This window comes from Oceanisphaera sp. IT1-181, assembly GCF_033807535.1.
Taxonomy (GTDB): Bacteria; Pseudomonadota; Gammaproteobacteria; order Enterobacterales; family Aeromonadaceae; genus Oceanimonas.
This window is the reverse complement of sequence record NZ_CP136856.1, coordinates 461,890-476,620: the sequence shown is the minus strand read 5'-3', so window position 1 is coordinate 476,620 and position 14,731 is coordinate 461,890. Positions and strand designations below refer to the sequence as shown.

The window sequence follows — 14,731 nt, the reverse complement described above, 5'->3', positions numbered from 1 at the left end:
GGATCGGTCAACCGATCGCCAAAATTTCTTAACTGATCGGTGTTAACCCTAGGGTGCCTGTTTTGGTTTAATTTTTTGAATAAAGCGACAAATATATGGCGAGCGTTAGCTATGCTTATCACTCATGGATACGCTAACCCCAAGGAGGGAGCCGCATGTTGAAATTTTACACGGGCCCAGAGCGGCGCCAGCATTGTAGAAGACAAATCCTCGACCGACGCGACTTGCTGCGCTGGCAGCCAGAACACGATGAACGCCGCGCTATAGAAGGTCGCCGTCACAGAGACGTGAGCAAATCCTTTGCCTAAAAACTACACAGCCTCTTTTGATGGTCATACCGATACTGAATCTTCGTCATGTTGAACTCGGTTCAGTATCGGTATGGCATAGCCTAGATAGCTGCTGCTTCACGCTTTCCTTTTATCAAAAATTTTCCATAAAAAAACCGGCTCATAAGAGCCGGTCAAAAATGCAAATGAAGAAGAGAGTATTCATAAAATCAGTAAGCACATAATATCAGAGCGCGGCTTGCGCTAAAGGTTCCAGCTTTTTACATTATTTATAAAATAATTATCTGATGCGCATGAAAGGGCCGTTCACCTCGGTTAATGCCCATAAAAAAACCGGCCCATAAGGACCGGTCAAAAAGAAACTGAAGAGAGAGTATTCAAATTCAGTAAGCACACCTAATCAGAGCTGTAGCTTGGCAAAAGGTTCACACTTTTTTGCTTTTTCTTAAAGAGCGCTTAACGCTATACGTTCAGCGCTGTACGCCGTCCGTGAAAGATGGATTCAGCATCTCTCTCTATTATTGGACCAGATGCCGTAGGGCGTATAACGTAAAGCGTAGGACAGCCCTTCGGGCTACTGCTCGTCGCGCTTAAACATCAGCTCGGTGGCGGTGGACTCAGCCTCCACAAAGTAGTAACCGTCTGTATCAAAGGCGGTAAGCTCGCTCACCTCTCGCAACTGGTTTTGAATGATGTAACGTGCCATTAAGCCACGGGCTTTTTTCGCGTAGAAGCTGATGATCTTGTACTGACCGTTTTTGCAGTCTTTAAAGACAGGCGTAATGATCTGCCCGCTCAAGCTTTTGGGCTTCACCGCTTTAAAGTATTCATTAGAGGCCAAGTTGATCAGCACGTTATCGCCCTGCTCTTCCAGCGCAATATTGAGCTTATCGGTGATGATGTCGCCCCAAAACTGATACAAGTCTTTGCCGCGCACATTATCCAGCTTAGTGCCCATCTCTAGTCGGTAAGCCTGCATTAAATCCAGTGGCCGCAGCAGGCCATATAAACCCGATAACATGCGCAGATGCTGTTGTGCAAATTCAAAATCTTTGGCGCTCAAGCTCTCGGCATCTAGCCCCGTATACACATCGCCTTTAAAGGCCAATAGCGCCTGCTTAGCATTGTCGGGCGTAAAATTTGGCTGCCAGTCGGCAAAGCGCGCCGCATTTAAGCCCGCCAGCTTGTCGCTGATCTTCATCAGCTGACCAATGTCAGCTGGGCTCAGTTGCCGAGCGCGTTCAATCAGTAATTCAGACTCAGCCAATAATTGCGGCTGAGTAAAATCACTGATAACGGGTGGCGTATCAAAATCCAGCGTTTTAGCAGGGGAAACGACGATCAGCATGAGCTACCTCTAAATGATTTTTATAAAAAATGTTATTACGTGAGCATGCAACTTGATCAATAAAATGCAGGCGGTTTTCACCCCTCACTATTCTCTCTTCACCCCTTGCATTACTTGAGGCTCACTACTCTATGGTCACGTTATCCATCAAGCCCGCGTCCAGTCCTGTGCCGCCGCCTTGCAACTTGATCATCAAGCGCAAGTCGTTGGCTGAGTCTGCATAAGCCAGGGCTTCGCTGTAACCGATCTGATTCTGGTTATAGAGATCAAATAAGGCTTGATCGAAGGTCTGCATACCCTGTTCACGAGACTTGCTCATTACCTCTTTCAAACGGTGCAGCTCACCTTTGCGGATCAAATCCGCCATTAACGGCGTATTAAGCAGCACCTCAAAGGCCGCACGACGCTTGTCGCCTTCACGAGTGGGAATCAGCTGCTGGGCCACGATTGCGCGCAGGTTAAAAGATAAATCAAACTGTAACTGCCGATGCTTACTTTCAGGCACTAAATGCATAATGCGATCCAGTGCTTGGTTGGCGTTATTAGCGTGCAAAGTCGCCATACACAAATGACCGGTTTCAGCAAAGGCCAGCGCATAGCCCATGGTTTCTTCGGAGCGAATTTCACCGATTAAAATCACGTTCGGCGCTTGGCGCAAGGAGCTTTTGAGTGCGGCTTCAAAGGATTCAGTATCTATGCCCACTTCCCGCTGGGTGATAATAGAACGCTCATGCTGATGCACAAATTCAATCGGATCTTCGATGGTCAAAATATGATCGTCTGCATGGCGATTACGATGCCCAATCATGGCAGCTTGCGTGGTCGACTTACCGGTACCCGTGCCGCCTACAAACAGTACTAAACCGCGTTTGGCCATGGCCACTTCGCGCAGGCTATCGGGCAAATACAGCTCTTCAAAGGAGGGGATCCTGCTTTCAATGCGCCGGATCACCATTCCGGCTTTCTCTTGCTGCCAAAAAGCACTGACCCGAAAACGGCCATGCTGCTCATCACTAATGGCGAAGTTGGCTTCTTTCTGCTGATGAAAACGCATGTGCCACTCCGGCGTCATGCACGACTCCACCAGCGCCAAGGCATCGGCGGCGGTCAGTTTAGTATCACTAATAGCAACTAAATTGCCGTGGCTTTTGATCATGGCAGGCACGCCCACCGAGATATACAAGTCTGACGCTTGTTGCTCCACCATGGCCTGCAAAAAAGAGGTTAACTGCATGACTTGCTCCGCTTACTGAATACTCTGAGGATCTGTGGCTTTAGCTCGCGCATCCACCGCTGAGATCAAACCACCGTTCACCAGCTGCTTCAAACATTGATCCATGGTTTGCATGCCGTGCGCCAGACCGGTTTGGATCACCGAATACATCTGGGCGACTTTATCTTCGCGGATCAAGTTACGAATGGCCGGCGTGCCGAGCATGATCTCATGAGCCGCGATGCGTCCGCCATTGGGCTTTTTCAGCAAGGTTTGAGAAATCACCGCACGCAGTGACTCAGATAGCATGGAGCGCACCATGGCTTTTTCCGCGCCCGGAAACACATCCACAATACGGTCTATGGTTTTGGCGGCGGACGAGGTATGCAAGGTCGCAAACACTAAATGGCCGGTTTCGGCGGCGGTGAGTGCCAAGCGAATAGTTTCTAAGTCGCGCAGCTCGCCCACCAAAATAATATCCGGATCTTCTCGTAACGAGGAGCGCAGTGCGTTACTAAAGGAGTGGGTGTCTCTGTGTACTTCCCGCTGGTTGATCAGGCATTTTTTATTACTGTGCACAAATTCAATGGGATCTTCGATGGTCAGAATGTGCTTATTATAGTTGTCATTTATATGATCCACCATGGCCGCGAGGGTGGTGGATTTACCCGAACCAGTAGGACCTGTGACCAGCACTAAGCCTCTTTGATACTCGGCAATGCGCCGAAAGATTTCCGGTCCGCCCAGTTGTTCTAAGCTCAGCACTTCGCTGGGAATTACTCGGAATACGGCGGCCGCCCCGCGTGCTTGGTGATAGGCGTTAACACGAAAGCGAGCCAAGCCTGGCAGTTCAAACGAGAAGTCGACTTCGAGGTTGTCTTCAAACTCTTGACGCTGGCGATCATTCATAATCTCGTACACCAAACGGTGCACTTCGGTATGCTCTAATATCGGCAAGTTAATCTTGCGCACTTCACCGTCCACTCTGATTTGTGGCGGTACGCCCGCAGACAGGTGCAGATCCGAGGCATTATGCTTTACACTAAACGCCAATAGTTCCGTAATATCCATTCTCTGTCCCTCTTGCCCTTGGTTTTATTATCCATATGAATACTATCCTACAACAGCTGCAGCAGGTTCACGATAGAATTGCCGCCGCCACGGCTGCATGCCAGCGCGACGCCCACAGCGTGCACTTGCTGGCGGTCAGCAAAACTAAACCTATTGCCGATATTGAAGCCGCCTATAGTGCGGGTCAGCGCCAGTTTGGTGAAAACTACGTCCAAGAAGCGATTGATAAAATACAGGCTTTAAGCACTCCCTGCCCAGACATTATCTGGCATTTAATTGGCCCATTGCAGTCCAATAAAACCAAGCCGGTCGCCGAGCATTTTGATTGGGTGCAAACCGTGGAGCGGTTAAAAATTGCCGAACGCTTAAGCGCTCAGCGCCCAGCGTCATTACCGGCCTTAAATATTTGCTTACAAGTTAATATCAGCCGCGAGCCTAATAAATCCGGCGTGTTACCAGAAGAAATACCTGCTTTAGCGGCGGCAGTAGCCGAATTACCTCAGTTATGCTTGCGCGGTTTGATGGCTATACCAGAGGCCACAGACGATCACGAAAAACTAACGACGCAATTACTAGAGTTGCAGCAACTGTTTGATAGAATGGCACAAATATACCCCGCCATGGATACGCTATCCGTGGGCATGAGCAATGATCTGGAAGTCGCAGTGGCTTGTGGCAGCACCCTAGTTCGGGTGGGCACGGCTATCTTTGGCTCACGCAACGCGTAAGCGAGTTGCTATTGAGCCTAATCGTTAAGAGACCCTATTTGTCATGGCACCTAAGTCTGTAATAGAAAAGAGAAAACTGGCCTTTATTGGCGCAGGTAACATGTCACGCAGCTTAATTGCAGGCCTGACCCAATCCGGTTATCCCGCTTCGGCCATTATGGCGTCCAACCCCTCGCGCGGAAAGTTAGACCAATTGGCCAATGATTTTGGTATTCACATTAGCCAAGATAACAACCAAGCCGCCGCGTGGGCAGAGGTGATAGTGCTGGCCGTTAAACCACAGATGATGGCGAGTATGCTGAGTGGAATTTCTAATGTCGAAAGCACCCTATCCGGTAAATTGCTGATCTCGATTGCCGCCGGTATGTCGGTGGCGCGCTTAACGGAGCTTAGCGGTCAAACGCGCATTATTCGCACCATGCCTAACACCCCTTCTTTAGTGGGCTTAGGCATGACTGGCTTGTATGCGGGGGCGACTGTGGCGCAAACCGACCGAGATTACGCCGAGCTATTGATGCAAGCCGTAGGCAAAACCTTGTGGGTAGCAGCAGAGGACGGCATTAACCAAGTTACCGCCGCGGCCGGCAGTGCACCGGCGTATTTCTTCTTATTTATGCAAGCCATGGCAGAGCAAGCGGTACGATTTGGCTTAAATGAGGCCGATGCTCGGCTTTTAGTTCAGCAAACTGCACTCGGTGCCGCTAATATGGTGGCGGCCAACCCAGATGTCTCTTTAAGTGAGCTAAGAGCCCAAGTGACGTCTAAGGGAGGCACAACGGCACAAGCTATTGAGCATTTTCAAGCGCAAGGGCTAGAACAACTGGTCGGCGATGCCATGACGGCCGCCCTAATGCGCGCTCGAGAACTCGAAACTCAGCTCTAAGGACAATAAATGAACACCGCTTATTATCTAATTAACACCCTGTGCGATCTGTATTTGATGGTGATATTGCTGCGCATTTGGTTGCAACTGGCCCGCGCCGACTTCTATAACCCGGTTAGTCAGTTTGTGCTTAAGGCGACCAATCCGGTATTAACGCCACTGCGCCGCTTTATCCCGGGCTTTTTTGGCATCGATATGGCCGCAGTGGTCTTAGCGGTGCTGGTGGTGGCGCTCAAACTCGCCTTGCTGTACGCGTTACATATTATTAGTGCCGAAGCCGCAAGCTGGTTTGAGTGGGTGTTATTAATAGTGCTCACCATAGTGAAGAAAATCGGCACCATGCTGTTCTGGGTATTAATTATTCGTGCGCTCTTAAGCTGGGTGAGTCAGGGTAATAACCCAGTCGAATACCTGATGTTTCAGCTCACCGAACCCTTGCTGGCCCCCATCCGCCGTATTATTCCGGCCATGGGCGGGATTGACCTATCCATGCTGGTGTTCTTTATTATCCTGCAGGTGCTGAACTTCTTAATGAGCGACCTCTTTGGCTCGCTCTGGCTGGGACTCTAACCCTGCCGGTACAGCTTCTCGAGGATGTGCTGTATTTGCGTATTTATTTGCAACCGAAAGCCTGCCGCGATCAATTTCTTGGCCAGCATGGGGATGCGTTAAAAATCGCCATTACCGCCCCGCCCGTGGATGGCAAAGCCAATGCTCATTTATTGAAGTGGTTAGCCAAGCAATGCCGCGTCACTCAGTCTCAAGTGCAACTACTGAGCGGTGACAGCAGCCGACACAAACGCGTCGCGCTGCAGTCACCGCGAGTGATACCGCCGGCCTTGGCGCAACTGCTCACCAACTTAACCTAAACTGAGTTAGGCGATACGCATTATTACTAAGGATCAATCATGTTAAAAACTCTCGTACGCAGCCTATGGCTGAGCCTGTTATTCATCCCCGCCTTAGCCCAAGCCGCTGAGCAGAAAATTGGCGCTTGGACCGTGCATTACACCGCCCTGCCTTCCACCTTTTTAACGCCAGACATAGCCCGTGCTAATCGCATCGAGCGTAGCCGCTATAATGGTCTGTTGAACATTGCCGTGCTCGACCAAAACGGGAAAACGCTGCAAGTGAACATGACCGGCCAAGGCAAGTCATTGATTGGTACCATACGCAAATTGGAGTTTCAGACCATTCGCGAAGGCGACGCTATTTATTACATCGCCCAGTATCCGTATCGCAATGAAGACAACGTGTTGTTTACCATCGACATTAAAAGCCCAGAGCAAGGCGGCGAGCTGAGCTTTCGTCATACCTTTTATACGGATTAAGCGTTAACACCGCTTTACGTGGTACGCCGTACGTAAAGAACAACACCGTCTTTTTACGTATAGCGTACGGCGTTAAACGTATAACAGTCCGCAGGGAAAACGAGAGCAATCATGAGCAAACAGATAGTATTAGCGTCAGGTAATGCCAAGAAGGTAGCCGAGCTGCAAAGCCTGCTCGGTGAGTTGCACATGACTGTGACTCCGCAGACCGAGCTTGGCGTGAGTGACGCTATCGAAATCGGCACTACCTTTGTCGAAAACGCCATTACCAAGGCGCGCCATGCGGCCGTAAAAACCGGCTTGCCAGCCATTGCCGACGACTCTGGCATTAGCGTAGCCGCACTCGATGGCCGCCCCGGTGTATACTCGGCGCGCTTTGCCGGTGAGCATGCCACCGATCAACAAAATCTTGAACTACTACTGAGCGAGCTGACTGGTGTACCCCGCGCACAACGCCAAGCCACCTTTTGGTGCGTACTGGTTTATATGCGCCACGCTGATGATCCCACGCCATTGATTTGCAGTGGCTCTTGGACAGGTGAAATCACCACCTTGGCTCAAGGTACTCAAGGTTTTGGCTACGACCCGATCTTTTGGGTAGAAGAGGCTGGTAAAACTGCCGCTGAGCTCTCGAGTGCCGAGAAGAATCGCTTAAGCCACAGAGGCAAAGCACTGCGTCAGCTGCAAGCGCTCTTGTTAGAAGATCTAAAGCTAGAAGACCTAAAATTAGAAGATAAAAGCCAGCAAGACCTAACGCAGCAAGCGCCGCTGCAAACCCCGTTTAAAGAGTCCAACTAATGCTGCAATTACCGCCGCTGAGCCTGTATATCCATATTCCTTGGTGCGTACAAAAGTGCCCCTACTGCGACTTTAACTCTCACGCTATGAAAGAGGCGATTCCAGAGCAGGCCTACATTGCCGCCCTGTTAGAGGACTTGCGCCAAGATCTACACTTTGCTCAAGGGCGCCCACTGCACAGCATTTTTATTGGCGGCGGCACGCCGAGCCTAATGAGCCCAGCGGCCATTAAAGAACTGCTGGACGGCGTTAAGGCGCTAATTCCCTTTAAAGACCAAATGGAAATTACCCTTGAAGCCAATCCCGGCACGGTCGAAGCCGGTCGCTTCGCCGGTTTTAAAGCTGCAGGGGTGAATCGCATCTCCATTGGTATTCAAAGCTTTCAGCCAGAAAAACTCGCGCGTTTAGGCCGTATTCATGACCCAGCGCAAGCTCGCTTTGCCGCACAAGAGGCGGCCAGCGTCGGCTTAAATAGCTTTAATATCGACTTAATGCACGGCTTACCCGACCAAAGCTTAAATGATGCGCTCTCGGATCTGGAGCATGCCATTGCCTTGTCGCCACCGCATTTATCTTGGTATCAGCTCACCATAGAGCCGAACACGCCTTTCGCTTCGCGCCCGCCTGTGCTGCCCGAAGACGACACCTTGGCAGACATTTATGAGCAAGGTCATGAACTGCTCCTGGCCAACGGCTATCAGCACTATGAGGTGTCTGCCTATGCCAAGCCGGGCTTTGAGGCTCAGCATAATTTGAATTACTGGCGCTTTGGTGACTATTTGGGCATCGGCTGTGGCGCCCACGGTAAAATTACCCTGCCCTTAGAAGGTAAGTTAGTGCGCACCGTGAAGGTTAAGCATCCGAAAGGCTACTTAGAGCCAAACCGGCCTTATCTGGATCAGTACAACGCGATAGCCACGCAGGATCTGTCGTTGGAATACTTTATGAATCGGCTACGCTTATTTGAAGCTATACCTAAGTCAGAGTTTTCTGAGCTGACCGGCATGAGCACCGACCAGCTGCAAGCCCCACTGGCTGAGGCCTTGCGCTTAGAGCTGCTGAGCGAAACCGACAACCATTGGCAGTTAACGCCGTTGGGCCGACGCTTTCTTAATCGCTTGCTCGATTTGTTTATTACCGACTAATGCGAGTAACATTACTCTCATTACAGCCTTCACTCTGCAGGCCGGAGCCTTATGTCAGCACTTATTTACGAATATCCTCTAAACGAAAAATGCCGCAATTATTTACGCCTGAGTGATTTACTACTGCAAATTAAACAGTGCCGTAGCTTAAGCGCCAACGGCCAAGCCGTGGCGCTGTTTAAGGCGTTGTTGGATATTATTGAGTTGCTGGAGCGGTGCGATATTCGCTCCGATCTGGCCAAAGATTTAAGTATTGAAAAAGAAAAATTAGCCGCGTGGGCCGAAGTGCCGGGCATAGATACCGCTGCACTCAGCGAACTAGAACAACAATTGGCCGATTTAAGCCAGCAATTGCCCCGATCCCCGCGTTTTGGTCAACAGCTGCGCGAAGAGAAGCTGTTAGTCGCGGTACGCAGCCGTTTCGCCATTCCGGGCGGTTTATGCTCGTTTGATGTGCCTCAATTACATTATTGGTTGCACCAGCCCAAGGTTAATCAGCAGCAAGATATTGATGGCTGGCTAAGCCAATTGCAGCTGCTGCAGCAAGGATTAGAGCTACAACTGACCTTGTGGCGCGATGTGGGCCAGTTTCAGCCGCAAATCGCGCATAATGGCTTTTTTCAAGACGATGCGGCGCACACCCATATTATTCGGGTACGCGTGCCTGCCGACCAAGCTATTTATCCGGTGGTCAGTGGCAATAAATACCGCTATACCGTACGTTTCATGCCGGTCGATAATCATGATATCGGCAATGTAGAATTTGAATTGGCGAATATAAAATGAGCACTCCCTTAACCGTTTCCTGCCCCACTTGTAATAAAACTGTTGAATGGGGCGAACAAAGTCAGTTTCGCCCGTTTTGCAGCAAGCGCTGCCAGCTGATTGATTTAGGCGAGTGGGCAGACGAAGAAAAGCGCATTGCGGGCGAACCGGCCTGGATGCCAGATCAAGATAATGAAAATGAGTACTGAGCCATCGGCTGTAACCCAGCCTGCTAACGCCAATAAAAACTCGGTGTGGGTGGCGGTAGGCGTTATTGAGAACAAGCAAGGCGAGATATTTATCTGTCGCCGCGGCGCCAGTCAGCATCAGGCTGACAAGTGGGAGTTTCCCGGTGGCAAGGTAGAAACCGGCGAAACCGTAGCCCAAGCGCTAGCACGTGAGCTGGCCGAAGAAGTGGGTATTACCGTGCTGGCCTGTGAGCCGCTTATGCAAATCGAGCACGACTACGGCGACAAGCACGTTACCCTGGCTATCCGCAAAGTCACCGCTTTTAGCGGTGAGCCCAGTGGGCTTGAGGGCCAACCCAGCCGCTGGGTGCCAATCAGCGAGCTAAGCCAGTACGACTTTCCCGCAGCCAACAGCTCGATTGTCGACATGCTCCAGACCGAGGCCGGAAACTGAAGCCGGAATCCACTCCACATCAACAAAATATAGGCCCGGCGACCGCTTTTATTCCGATGAATGCCGTAAACGGAACAGATAACGTCGGTCGCAGGTAATATCGCGCCCACCCTCACCCGACACAAACGGCTCCGAGCTCACAGTTTTCACAGAAAGACACATCCCTAAAACAAAAACTTAACAACCATCATTGACTCTCTTTGTGTCCCCTGATTAGACTGACTCCTTCTCGTCTCGTGAGTCATATTTCCATGCGTATCCAACATAAATTGATCCTAGCCTTGCTGCTGACGACTCTGCTACCGGTAGGACTGCTGTCCGCCTTCACCATCCATCAGGCTCGACAGTTGGCAGAGGAACGCTTTCTAGAACAAGGCCAGAGTGAAATTAATAAGCTGGATCAAGCGTTCAGTGCCCATTTCGAGCAAATAGGCCAAGACGTGGAATTTCTCGCCTCTTCTCCCTTGCTGGCTCGAGCCGACGCCAGCATCAGCGCTTATCACCAGAGCCCGGCTCGAAAGATGACGCCGGATCGTAACGGTGGCACCGAGACCGAAATCTATCGAGAATTTGAACGCTTCGCAGAGAGTCATTCTGGCCTTGCATACATCTATATGGGCACCCAAGACGGCGGCTATGTTCAGTGGCCTCTGGGCGATATAACCGCCGGCTATGACCCCCGTCCTCGTCCCTTTTTCCAGAGCGGCATGTCTGCTCCCGGCCAGGTGGTACGCACCGGTGCCGACTACTGGGAGGCGGTCGACGACACCATGGTCGGGATAGTGCGCAGCTTCAAGAACCAATATGGCCAGGATTACGGAGTTATGGCGATAGACGTGTCTCTAAAAGAGCTGACCAACATGACTCAACAGGCCCGACTCGGAGAGCAGGGTTATCTGATGCTGATCGACGATGGTGGCACCGTGCTAGTAGATGCCGCTAGGCCGGAGCACAACACCCGTCTCCTGACCGATCTGGATGACGCTGATTACCGCCTCCTGTCCAACACCCACTCAGGCCAGCTTGAGATGGAACTCGGCGGTGAGGACTTTCGGGCTCTGGTATATCCCTCTCCTTCCCTCGGTTGGAAGTTCATTGCCCTGATGCCGGAACGCGAGATTCTGGCTCCAGCCCAGCGGATGCTATGGACGACTCTGGGCAGTACTGCCCTGGTGGTGCTCCTGGTGTTACTGCTGGCCTGGTGGTTGTCCGGACTGCTGGTCAAACCCATACTGGCGGTGAGCCGGGGGCTCAAGGACATCGCTCAGGGTGAAGGAGATCTGACTCGACGCCTGACCATTAGCAGCCGGGATGAAACCGGCGAGCTGGCTCGCTGGTTCAATCAGTTTCTGGAATCCATCCTGCAGCTGGTAGTCCGTATCAAAGACACTGCCCATCAGGTTGACGCCGTGTCTACCCTCGGCCGCGAGAACGCAACGGCGGTAGACACCGCCAGCGGTCATCAGCTGAAGGAAATAGAGCGCATGGCCACCGCCCTGACCGAAATGTCAGCCTCCGCCAATGAGGTGGCTCACAGCTGCAACAGATCGGCCGTGGCGGCGGCCCAGGGCCAGCTAGCCGGCGATCAGGGTAAGGCCGTTATGCTGGACACCGAGGCAAGCGTGCGGGCCCTGAGCGACCAGCTGAAACAGTCGGCGGTGCATATCCGCCAGCTGGAAGCGGAAAGTGGTCGAATCAACTCCATTCTGGATGTGATCCGCGGCATCGCCGAACAGACCAACCTGCTGGCTCTCAACGCCGCCATCGAGGCAGCCCGGGCCGGGGAACATGGCCGAGGCTTCGCAGTGGTAGCAGACGAGGTGCGCACCCTAGCACAGCGCACCCAGGTGTCCACCGCCGAGATCGACAGCCTGCTGGCCGGACTCAATCTGCAGACCAGTCGGGCAGTAGAAAATATGGAAACCAGCCAGCAGCAGTCGGAACAAGTCGTGCTACGCTCGGGACAGGCGCGAGAGGCATTCGATGCTATCAAAGTATCGGTAGATGAAATCACCGACATGACCGCCCAAATCGCCAGCGCCGCCGAGCAGCAGCACATGGTTGCAGAGAGCATCAACTCCCATATTGGTGCCATCCATAGCGCTGCCAGTGAGGTCAGTCAGGTATCGAATCAGGTTGCCGATCACGCCGGCCGCCAGGCCGACCTGGCCGGTGAGCTAGGGAAATTGGTCAATCAGTTCCGGATCTGATCGTAAGCCGTAAGCCGTAAGCCGTAAGCCGTAAGCCGTAAGCCAACACAGCTTGCGGCTTTTTTGTAGCAGAGAACCAACCCTCGGTTTTCGTAAACCCCGTTTTATACCAATCTGAATAAAGGTCTGAGCATATTTAAGCCTGCGTTTCAGAGGCTACACAGTCCCCTCCCACAACTCACCATTGGTATTCTCCTGACATCCGCCTGGATGACGACGAAAAAAAACACCGAACTGGCTAGTTCGGTGTTCATGTTTGGCTTGGTGCCTGGCGCTTTATCCACTCGTTGCAAACCAACAGACAAAAAAAGGCACTTTCAGTCAGTCCGTCATTTTCTCTCGCGTGGTTCTATCAACACTATTAAGGTGACGGAGAATAGCCTGCTCTGCTGCATCTTCGTCCCCCTTGGCCAACGCATCAACAATCAATACATGCTCCTGATAACTACGGGAGATAGCTCCAGACTCCAACATGACACTGCGGCGAATATTCAGCCCGTAGGAATACAGCTCTTCCGAATACTTGAGCAACAGCTCATTGCCGGCATATTCGGCAATGAGCTTATGGAAGTTCTTATCCGACAGCTGGAAGTGCACCGGATTGTCGAACATCTCCGCCTGGGCATCCAGCATCTTGTGCAGCTGTTCAAGCCCCGCTTCATCGATGCGCTTCGCCGCCTTGCGAGCAATGCCTGCTTCAATCAGGCTGCGGCTTTCGAATACGGTATCGACATTGTATTGGTTGACACCAAGAGAATTCATTTGAGCATAACTATCATGGAAACGCGCCAACTGGACTTCACCTGCGTTAATTCTGGTTTTACTACCGTGAGAAACCGATATCAGATCATAAGCAGCCACCAGCCGTAAAGCGCCACGTACAGTTTCTCTACTGACTCCGAATAGCTGCGACAGCTCCCGCTCACTAGGCAAAACATCGTTATCCCTGAGTAGGCCCGTGACGATCATCTCGATGATTTTTTCCGCCAGAATATCTTTCTTGGTCTTGTTTTCCAGAGTCTGCTCAAAGGCAAACACCGTATCTTGTGTCATCTTCATGAGAGCCTCCGCAAGCAACTGGACTGAATACTAGACCACTCAATTTATCATAGCAAGTCATCACCTTGTTGACAGACAGGAACACCAAAACATTTTTAAAAATAAAATATAACAAAATATTAACAACCACCTTGACACCCTTGGTTCGTCCTGACTAAATTAAATGCCAACTGGTACGGTAAACCAACCAGCATACCAGTTAGGATTTATCACCCGATACGAGTAGGACACTCTCCTGCCAAGCTCCGGCTCACAGGAATCACAAGGAACCATGCCATGTTTAAGAAACTGCTTACTGCTTCTGCCCTGACCCTTGCACTAGCCTCGACCCAGGCCCATGCCGACAAGATAGTATTCGCCATCGGCGGCAGCCCGCAGAGCCTGCAGGGACAGACTGCCAAGCTGTTTGCCGACAAGCTGCAACAACGACTCGGCGAAGCCCATCAAGTGGAATATTACGACAGTGCCCAGTTGGGTGACGAACGTCAGCTGGTGCAGAAAATGCGTTTGGGTACCGTGGATCTGGCGGCCATTTCTTCCATCATGTCATCCATTTCCGATGACTTCGCGTTGTTCGACCTGCCCTTCCTGGTACAAGACCGGCAGCACCTGCTCAAGATAGACGAACAGATAGTTATGACCAAACTCGCCTCCTCGGCCGAGGCCCGGGGGCTCAAGGTATTGTCCACCTGGGAAAACGGTTTTCGCCAGATCACCAATAACGACCGACCGATAAATACCCCGGAAGATCTGAAAGGCCTGAAAATCCGCACCCCGCAAAGCGAATGGCGCACCATGATGTTCAGCCAGTGGGGATCCAACCCCACCCCCATGGCCTTTTCAGAAGTTTTTGTCGGGTTACAGACCGGCGTAGTAGACGGCCAGGAAAACCCGCTGACTAATATCGAGGGAGCCAAACTCAACGAGGTACAGAAGTATCTGTCGATGACCGATCACGTCTACTCCCCCATCTGGCTGATGGCCGGCATGGGCGGCTGGAGCAAATTCCCAGAAGAAATACAGAGCGCCATTCACGCAGCCGCCAAGGAAGCTCAACAGTGGTCACTTAGCGAAGGCGAACGAATGGATAAGGATCTTTTGGTCGCATTCCAGGCTGCCGGTATGACCGTCAATCAGGCTGACAAAGCTTCCTTTATCGCCGCCAGCCAGCCGGTCTATGACCATTTTGCCAAGCAGGTTCCCAGTGGTAAACAACTGGTAGAACAAGCCATCGCCCTGGGGAAATAA

17 protein-coding genes are annotated in these 14,731 nt (G+C 51.7%); 13 read left to right on the top strand and 4 right to left on the bottom strand.

All coding sequences use genetic code 11. The features are described 5' to 3' along the window. Window positions 1-155: 155 nt before the first annotated feature. Window positions 156-308: a hypothetical protein gene (locus R0134_RS02190; RefSeq protein WP_319783275.1), complete on the top strand. Its 153-nt coding sequence runs from the start codon at window positions 156-158 to the stop codon at window positions 306-308. A gap of 556 nt (window positions 309-864) precedes the next feature. Here R0134_RS02190 and yaaA read toward each other — a convergent pair. The 3 genes from yaaA to R0134_RS02175 form a co-directional block, all read right to left on the bottom strand. Continuing rightward, window positions 865-1,638 (bottom strand): peroxide stress protein YaaA, encoded by a 774-nt coding sequence (gene yaaA, locus R0134_RS02185; RefSeq protein ID WP_319783274.1) that lies wholly within the window; start codon window positions 1,636-1,638, stop codon window positions 865-867. Window positions 1,639-1,762: 124 nt separating this feature from the next. Then, a complete protein-coding gene (locus tag R0134_RS02180; RefSeq protein ID WP_319783273.1) occupies window positions 1,763-2,872 on the bottom strand; it encodes a PilT/PilU family type 4a pilus ATPase in 1,110 nt (369 codons plus the stop codon). A gap of 12 nt (window positions 2,873-2,884) precedes the next feature. Further along, window positions 2,885-3,922 (bottom strand): type IV pilus twitching motility protein PilT, encoded by a 1,038-nt coding sequence (locus tag R0134_RS02175; protein WP_319783272.1) that lies wholly within the window; start codon window positions 3,920-3,922, stop codon window positions 2,885-2,887. 35 nt (window positions 3,923-3,957) lie between these two features. Between R0134_RS02175 and R0134_RS02170 the strand changes: the two genes are divergently transcribed. The 11 genes from R0134_RS02170 to R0134_RS02120 all read left to right on the top strand — a co-directional run bounded on the left by R0134_RS02170 (window position 3,958) and on the right by R0134_RS02120 (window position 12,424). Beyond that, on the top strand, window positions 3,958-4,650 hold the full coding sequence (locus tag R0134_RS02170) for a YggS family pyridoxal phosphate-dependent enzyme (RefSeq protein ID WP_319783271.1): 693 nt from the start codon (window positions 3,958-3,960) through the stop codon (window positions 4,648-4,650). Between the two features lie 61 nt (window positions 4,651-4,711). Further along, a complete protein-coding gene (proC, locus tag R0134_RS02165) occupies window positions 4,712-5,533 on the top strand; it encodes a pyrroline-5-carboxylate reductase (protein ID WP_319784285.1) in 822 nt (273 codons plus the stop codon). Window positions 5,534-5,542: 9 nt separating this feature from the next. After that, a complete protein-coding gene (locus R0134_RS02160; RefSeq protein ID WP_319783270.1) occupies window positions 5,543-6,103 on the top strand; it encodes a YggT family protein in 561 nt (186 codons plus the stop codon). 2 nt (window positions 6,104-6,105) lie between these two features. Next, complete coding sequence (locus R0134_RS02155; RefSeq protein WP_319784284.1) at window positions 6,106-6,402, top strand: DUF167 family protein; 297 nt, start codon at window positions 6,106-6,108, stop codon at window positions 6,400-6,402. 39 nt (window positions 6,403-6,441) lie between these two features. Then, complete coding sequence (locus R0134_RS02150; protein ID WP_319783269.1) at window positions 6,442-6,864, top strand: DUF4426 domain-containing protein; 423 nt, start codon at window positions 6,442-6,444, stop codon at window positions 6,862-6,864. A 111-nt stretch (window positions 6,865-6,975) separates the two neighbouring features. Beyond that, a complete protein-coding gene (rdgB, locus tag R0134_RS02145) occupies window positions 6,976-7,662 on the top strand; it encodes an RdgB/HAM1 family non-canonical purine NTP pyrophosphatase (RefSeq protein ID WP_319783268.1) in 687 nt (228 codons plus the stop codon). Then, window positions 7,662-8,807: a radical SAM family heme chaperone HemW gene (gene hemW / locus R0134_RS02140; RefSeq protein ID WP_319783267.1), complete on the top strand. Its 1,146-nt coding sequence runs from the start codon at window positions 7,662-7,664 to the stop codon at window positions 8,805-8,807. The genes rdgB and hemW overlap by 1 nt, the downstream gene beginning before the upstream one ends. A 51-nt stretch (window positions 8,808-8,858) precedes the next feature. Then, on the top strand, window positions 8,859-9,593 hold the full coding sequence (zapD, locus tag R0134_RS02135; RefSeq protein WP_319783266.1) for a cell division protein ZapD: 735 nt from the start codon (window positions 8,859-8,861) through the stop codon (window positions 9,591-9,593). After that, window positions 9,590-9,781, top strand: a complete 192-nt coding sequence (gene yacG, locus R0134_RS02130) for a DNA gyrase inhibitor YacG (RefSeq protein WP_319783265.1) — start codon at window positions 9,590-9,592, stop codon at window positions 9,779-9,781. Before zapD ends, yacG begins: the two co-directional genes overlap by 4 nt. Beyond that, on the top strand, window positions 9,771-10,214 hold the full coding sequence (gene mutT, locus R0134_RS02125; protein ID WP_319783264.1) for an 8-oxo-dGTP diphosphatase MutT: 444 nt from the start codon (window positions 9,771-9,773) through the stop codon (window positions 10,212-10,214). The genes yacG and mutT overlap by 11 nt, the downstream gene beginning before the upstream one ends. A 251-nt stretch (window positions 10,215-10,465) precedes the next feature. Then, entirely contained in the window at window positions 10,466-12,424 is a 1,959-nt protein-coding gene (locus R0134_RS02120) for a methyl-accepting chemotaxis protein (RefSeq protein WP_319783263.1), read from the top strand. 321 nt (window positions 12,425-12,745) lie between these two features. On the opposite strand, the gene R0134_RS02115 is transcribed toward R0134_RS02120, so the two are convergent. Then, window positions 12,746-13,483 carry a FadR/GntR family transcriptional regulator gene (locus R0134_RS02115; protein ID WP_319783262.1) on the bottom strand — a complete coding sequence of 246 codons (738 nt, stop codon included), beginning with the start codon at window positions 13,481-13,483 and terminating at the stop codon, window positions 12,746-12,748. 276 nt (window positions 13,484-13,759) lie between these two features. Here R0134_RS02115 and R0134_RS02110 point away from each other — a divergent pair, with 276 nt between their 5' ends. After that, the gene (locus R0134_RS02110; RefSeq protein WP_319783261.1) at window positions 13,760-14,731 is read left to right on the top strand and encodes a TRAP transporter substrate-binding protein; all 972 of its coding nucleotides are present in this window, start codon (window positions 13,760-13,762) and stop codon (window positions 14,729-14,731) included.

Excerpts from the sequence above, each read along its gene's own strand:
- zapD (WP_319783266.1), top strand. The coding sequence starts at position 8,859 with ATGTCAGCACTTATTTACGAATATCCTCTAAACGAAAAATGCCGCAAT.
- R0134_RS02160 (WP_319783270.1), top strand. The coding sequence starts at position 5,543 with ATGAACACCGCTTATTATCTAATTAACACCCTGTGCGATCTGTATTTG.
- R0134_RS02190 (WP_319783275.1), top strand. The coding sequence starts at position 156 with ATGTTGAAATTTTACACGGGCCCAGAGCGGCGCCAGCATTGTAGAAGA.
- rdgB (WP_319783268.1), top strand. The coding sequence starts at position 6,976 with ATGAGCAAACAGATAGTATTAGCGTCAGGTAATGCCAAGAAGGTAGCC.
- R0134_RS02150 (WP_319783269.1), top strand. The coding sequence starts at position 6,442 with ATGTTAAAAACTCTCGTACGCAGCCTATGGCTGAGCCTGTTATTCATC.
- mutT (WP_319783264.1), top strand. The coding sequence starts at position 9,771 with ATGAGTACTGAGCCATCGGCTGTAACCCAGCCTGCTAACGCCAATAAA.
- R0134_RS02180 (WP_319783273.1), bottom strand. The coding sequence starts at position 2,872 with ATGCAGTTAACCTCTTTTTTGCAGGCCATGGTGGAGCAACAAGCGTCA.
- yacG (WP_319783265.1), top strand. The coding sequence starts at position 9,590 with ATGAGCACTCCCTTAACCGTTTCCTGCCCCACTTGTAATAAAACTGTT.
- R0134_RS02170 (WP_319783271.1), top strand. The coding sequence starts at position 3,958 with ATGAATACTATCCTACAACAGCTGCAGCAGGTTCACGATAGAATTGCC.
- R0134_RS02110 (WP_319783261.1), top strand. The coding sequence starts at position 13,760 with ATGTTTAAGAAACTGCTTACTGCTTCTGCCCTGACCCTTGCACTAGCC.
- hemW (WP_319783267.1), top strand. The coding sequence starts at position 7,662 with ATGCTGCAATTACCGCCGCTGAGCCTGTATATCCATATTCCTTGGTGC.
- R0134_RS02115 (WP_319783262.1), bottom strand. The coding sequence starts at position 13,483 with ATGAAGATGACACAAGATACGGTGTTTGCCTTTGAGCAGACTCTGGAA.
- yaaA (WP_319783274.1), bottom strand. The coding sequence starts at position 1,638 with ATGCTGATCGTCGTTTCCCCTGCTAAAACGCTGGATTTTGATACGCCA.
- R0134_RS02175 (WP_319783272.1), bottom strand. The coding sequence starts at position 3,922 with ATGGATATTACGGAACTATTGGCGTTTAGTGTAAAGCATAATGCCTCG.
- R0134_RS02120 (WP_319783263.1), top strand. The coding sequence starts at position 10,466 with ATGCGTATCCAACATAAATTGATCCTAGCCTTGCTGCTGACGACTCTG.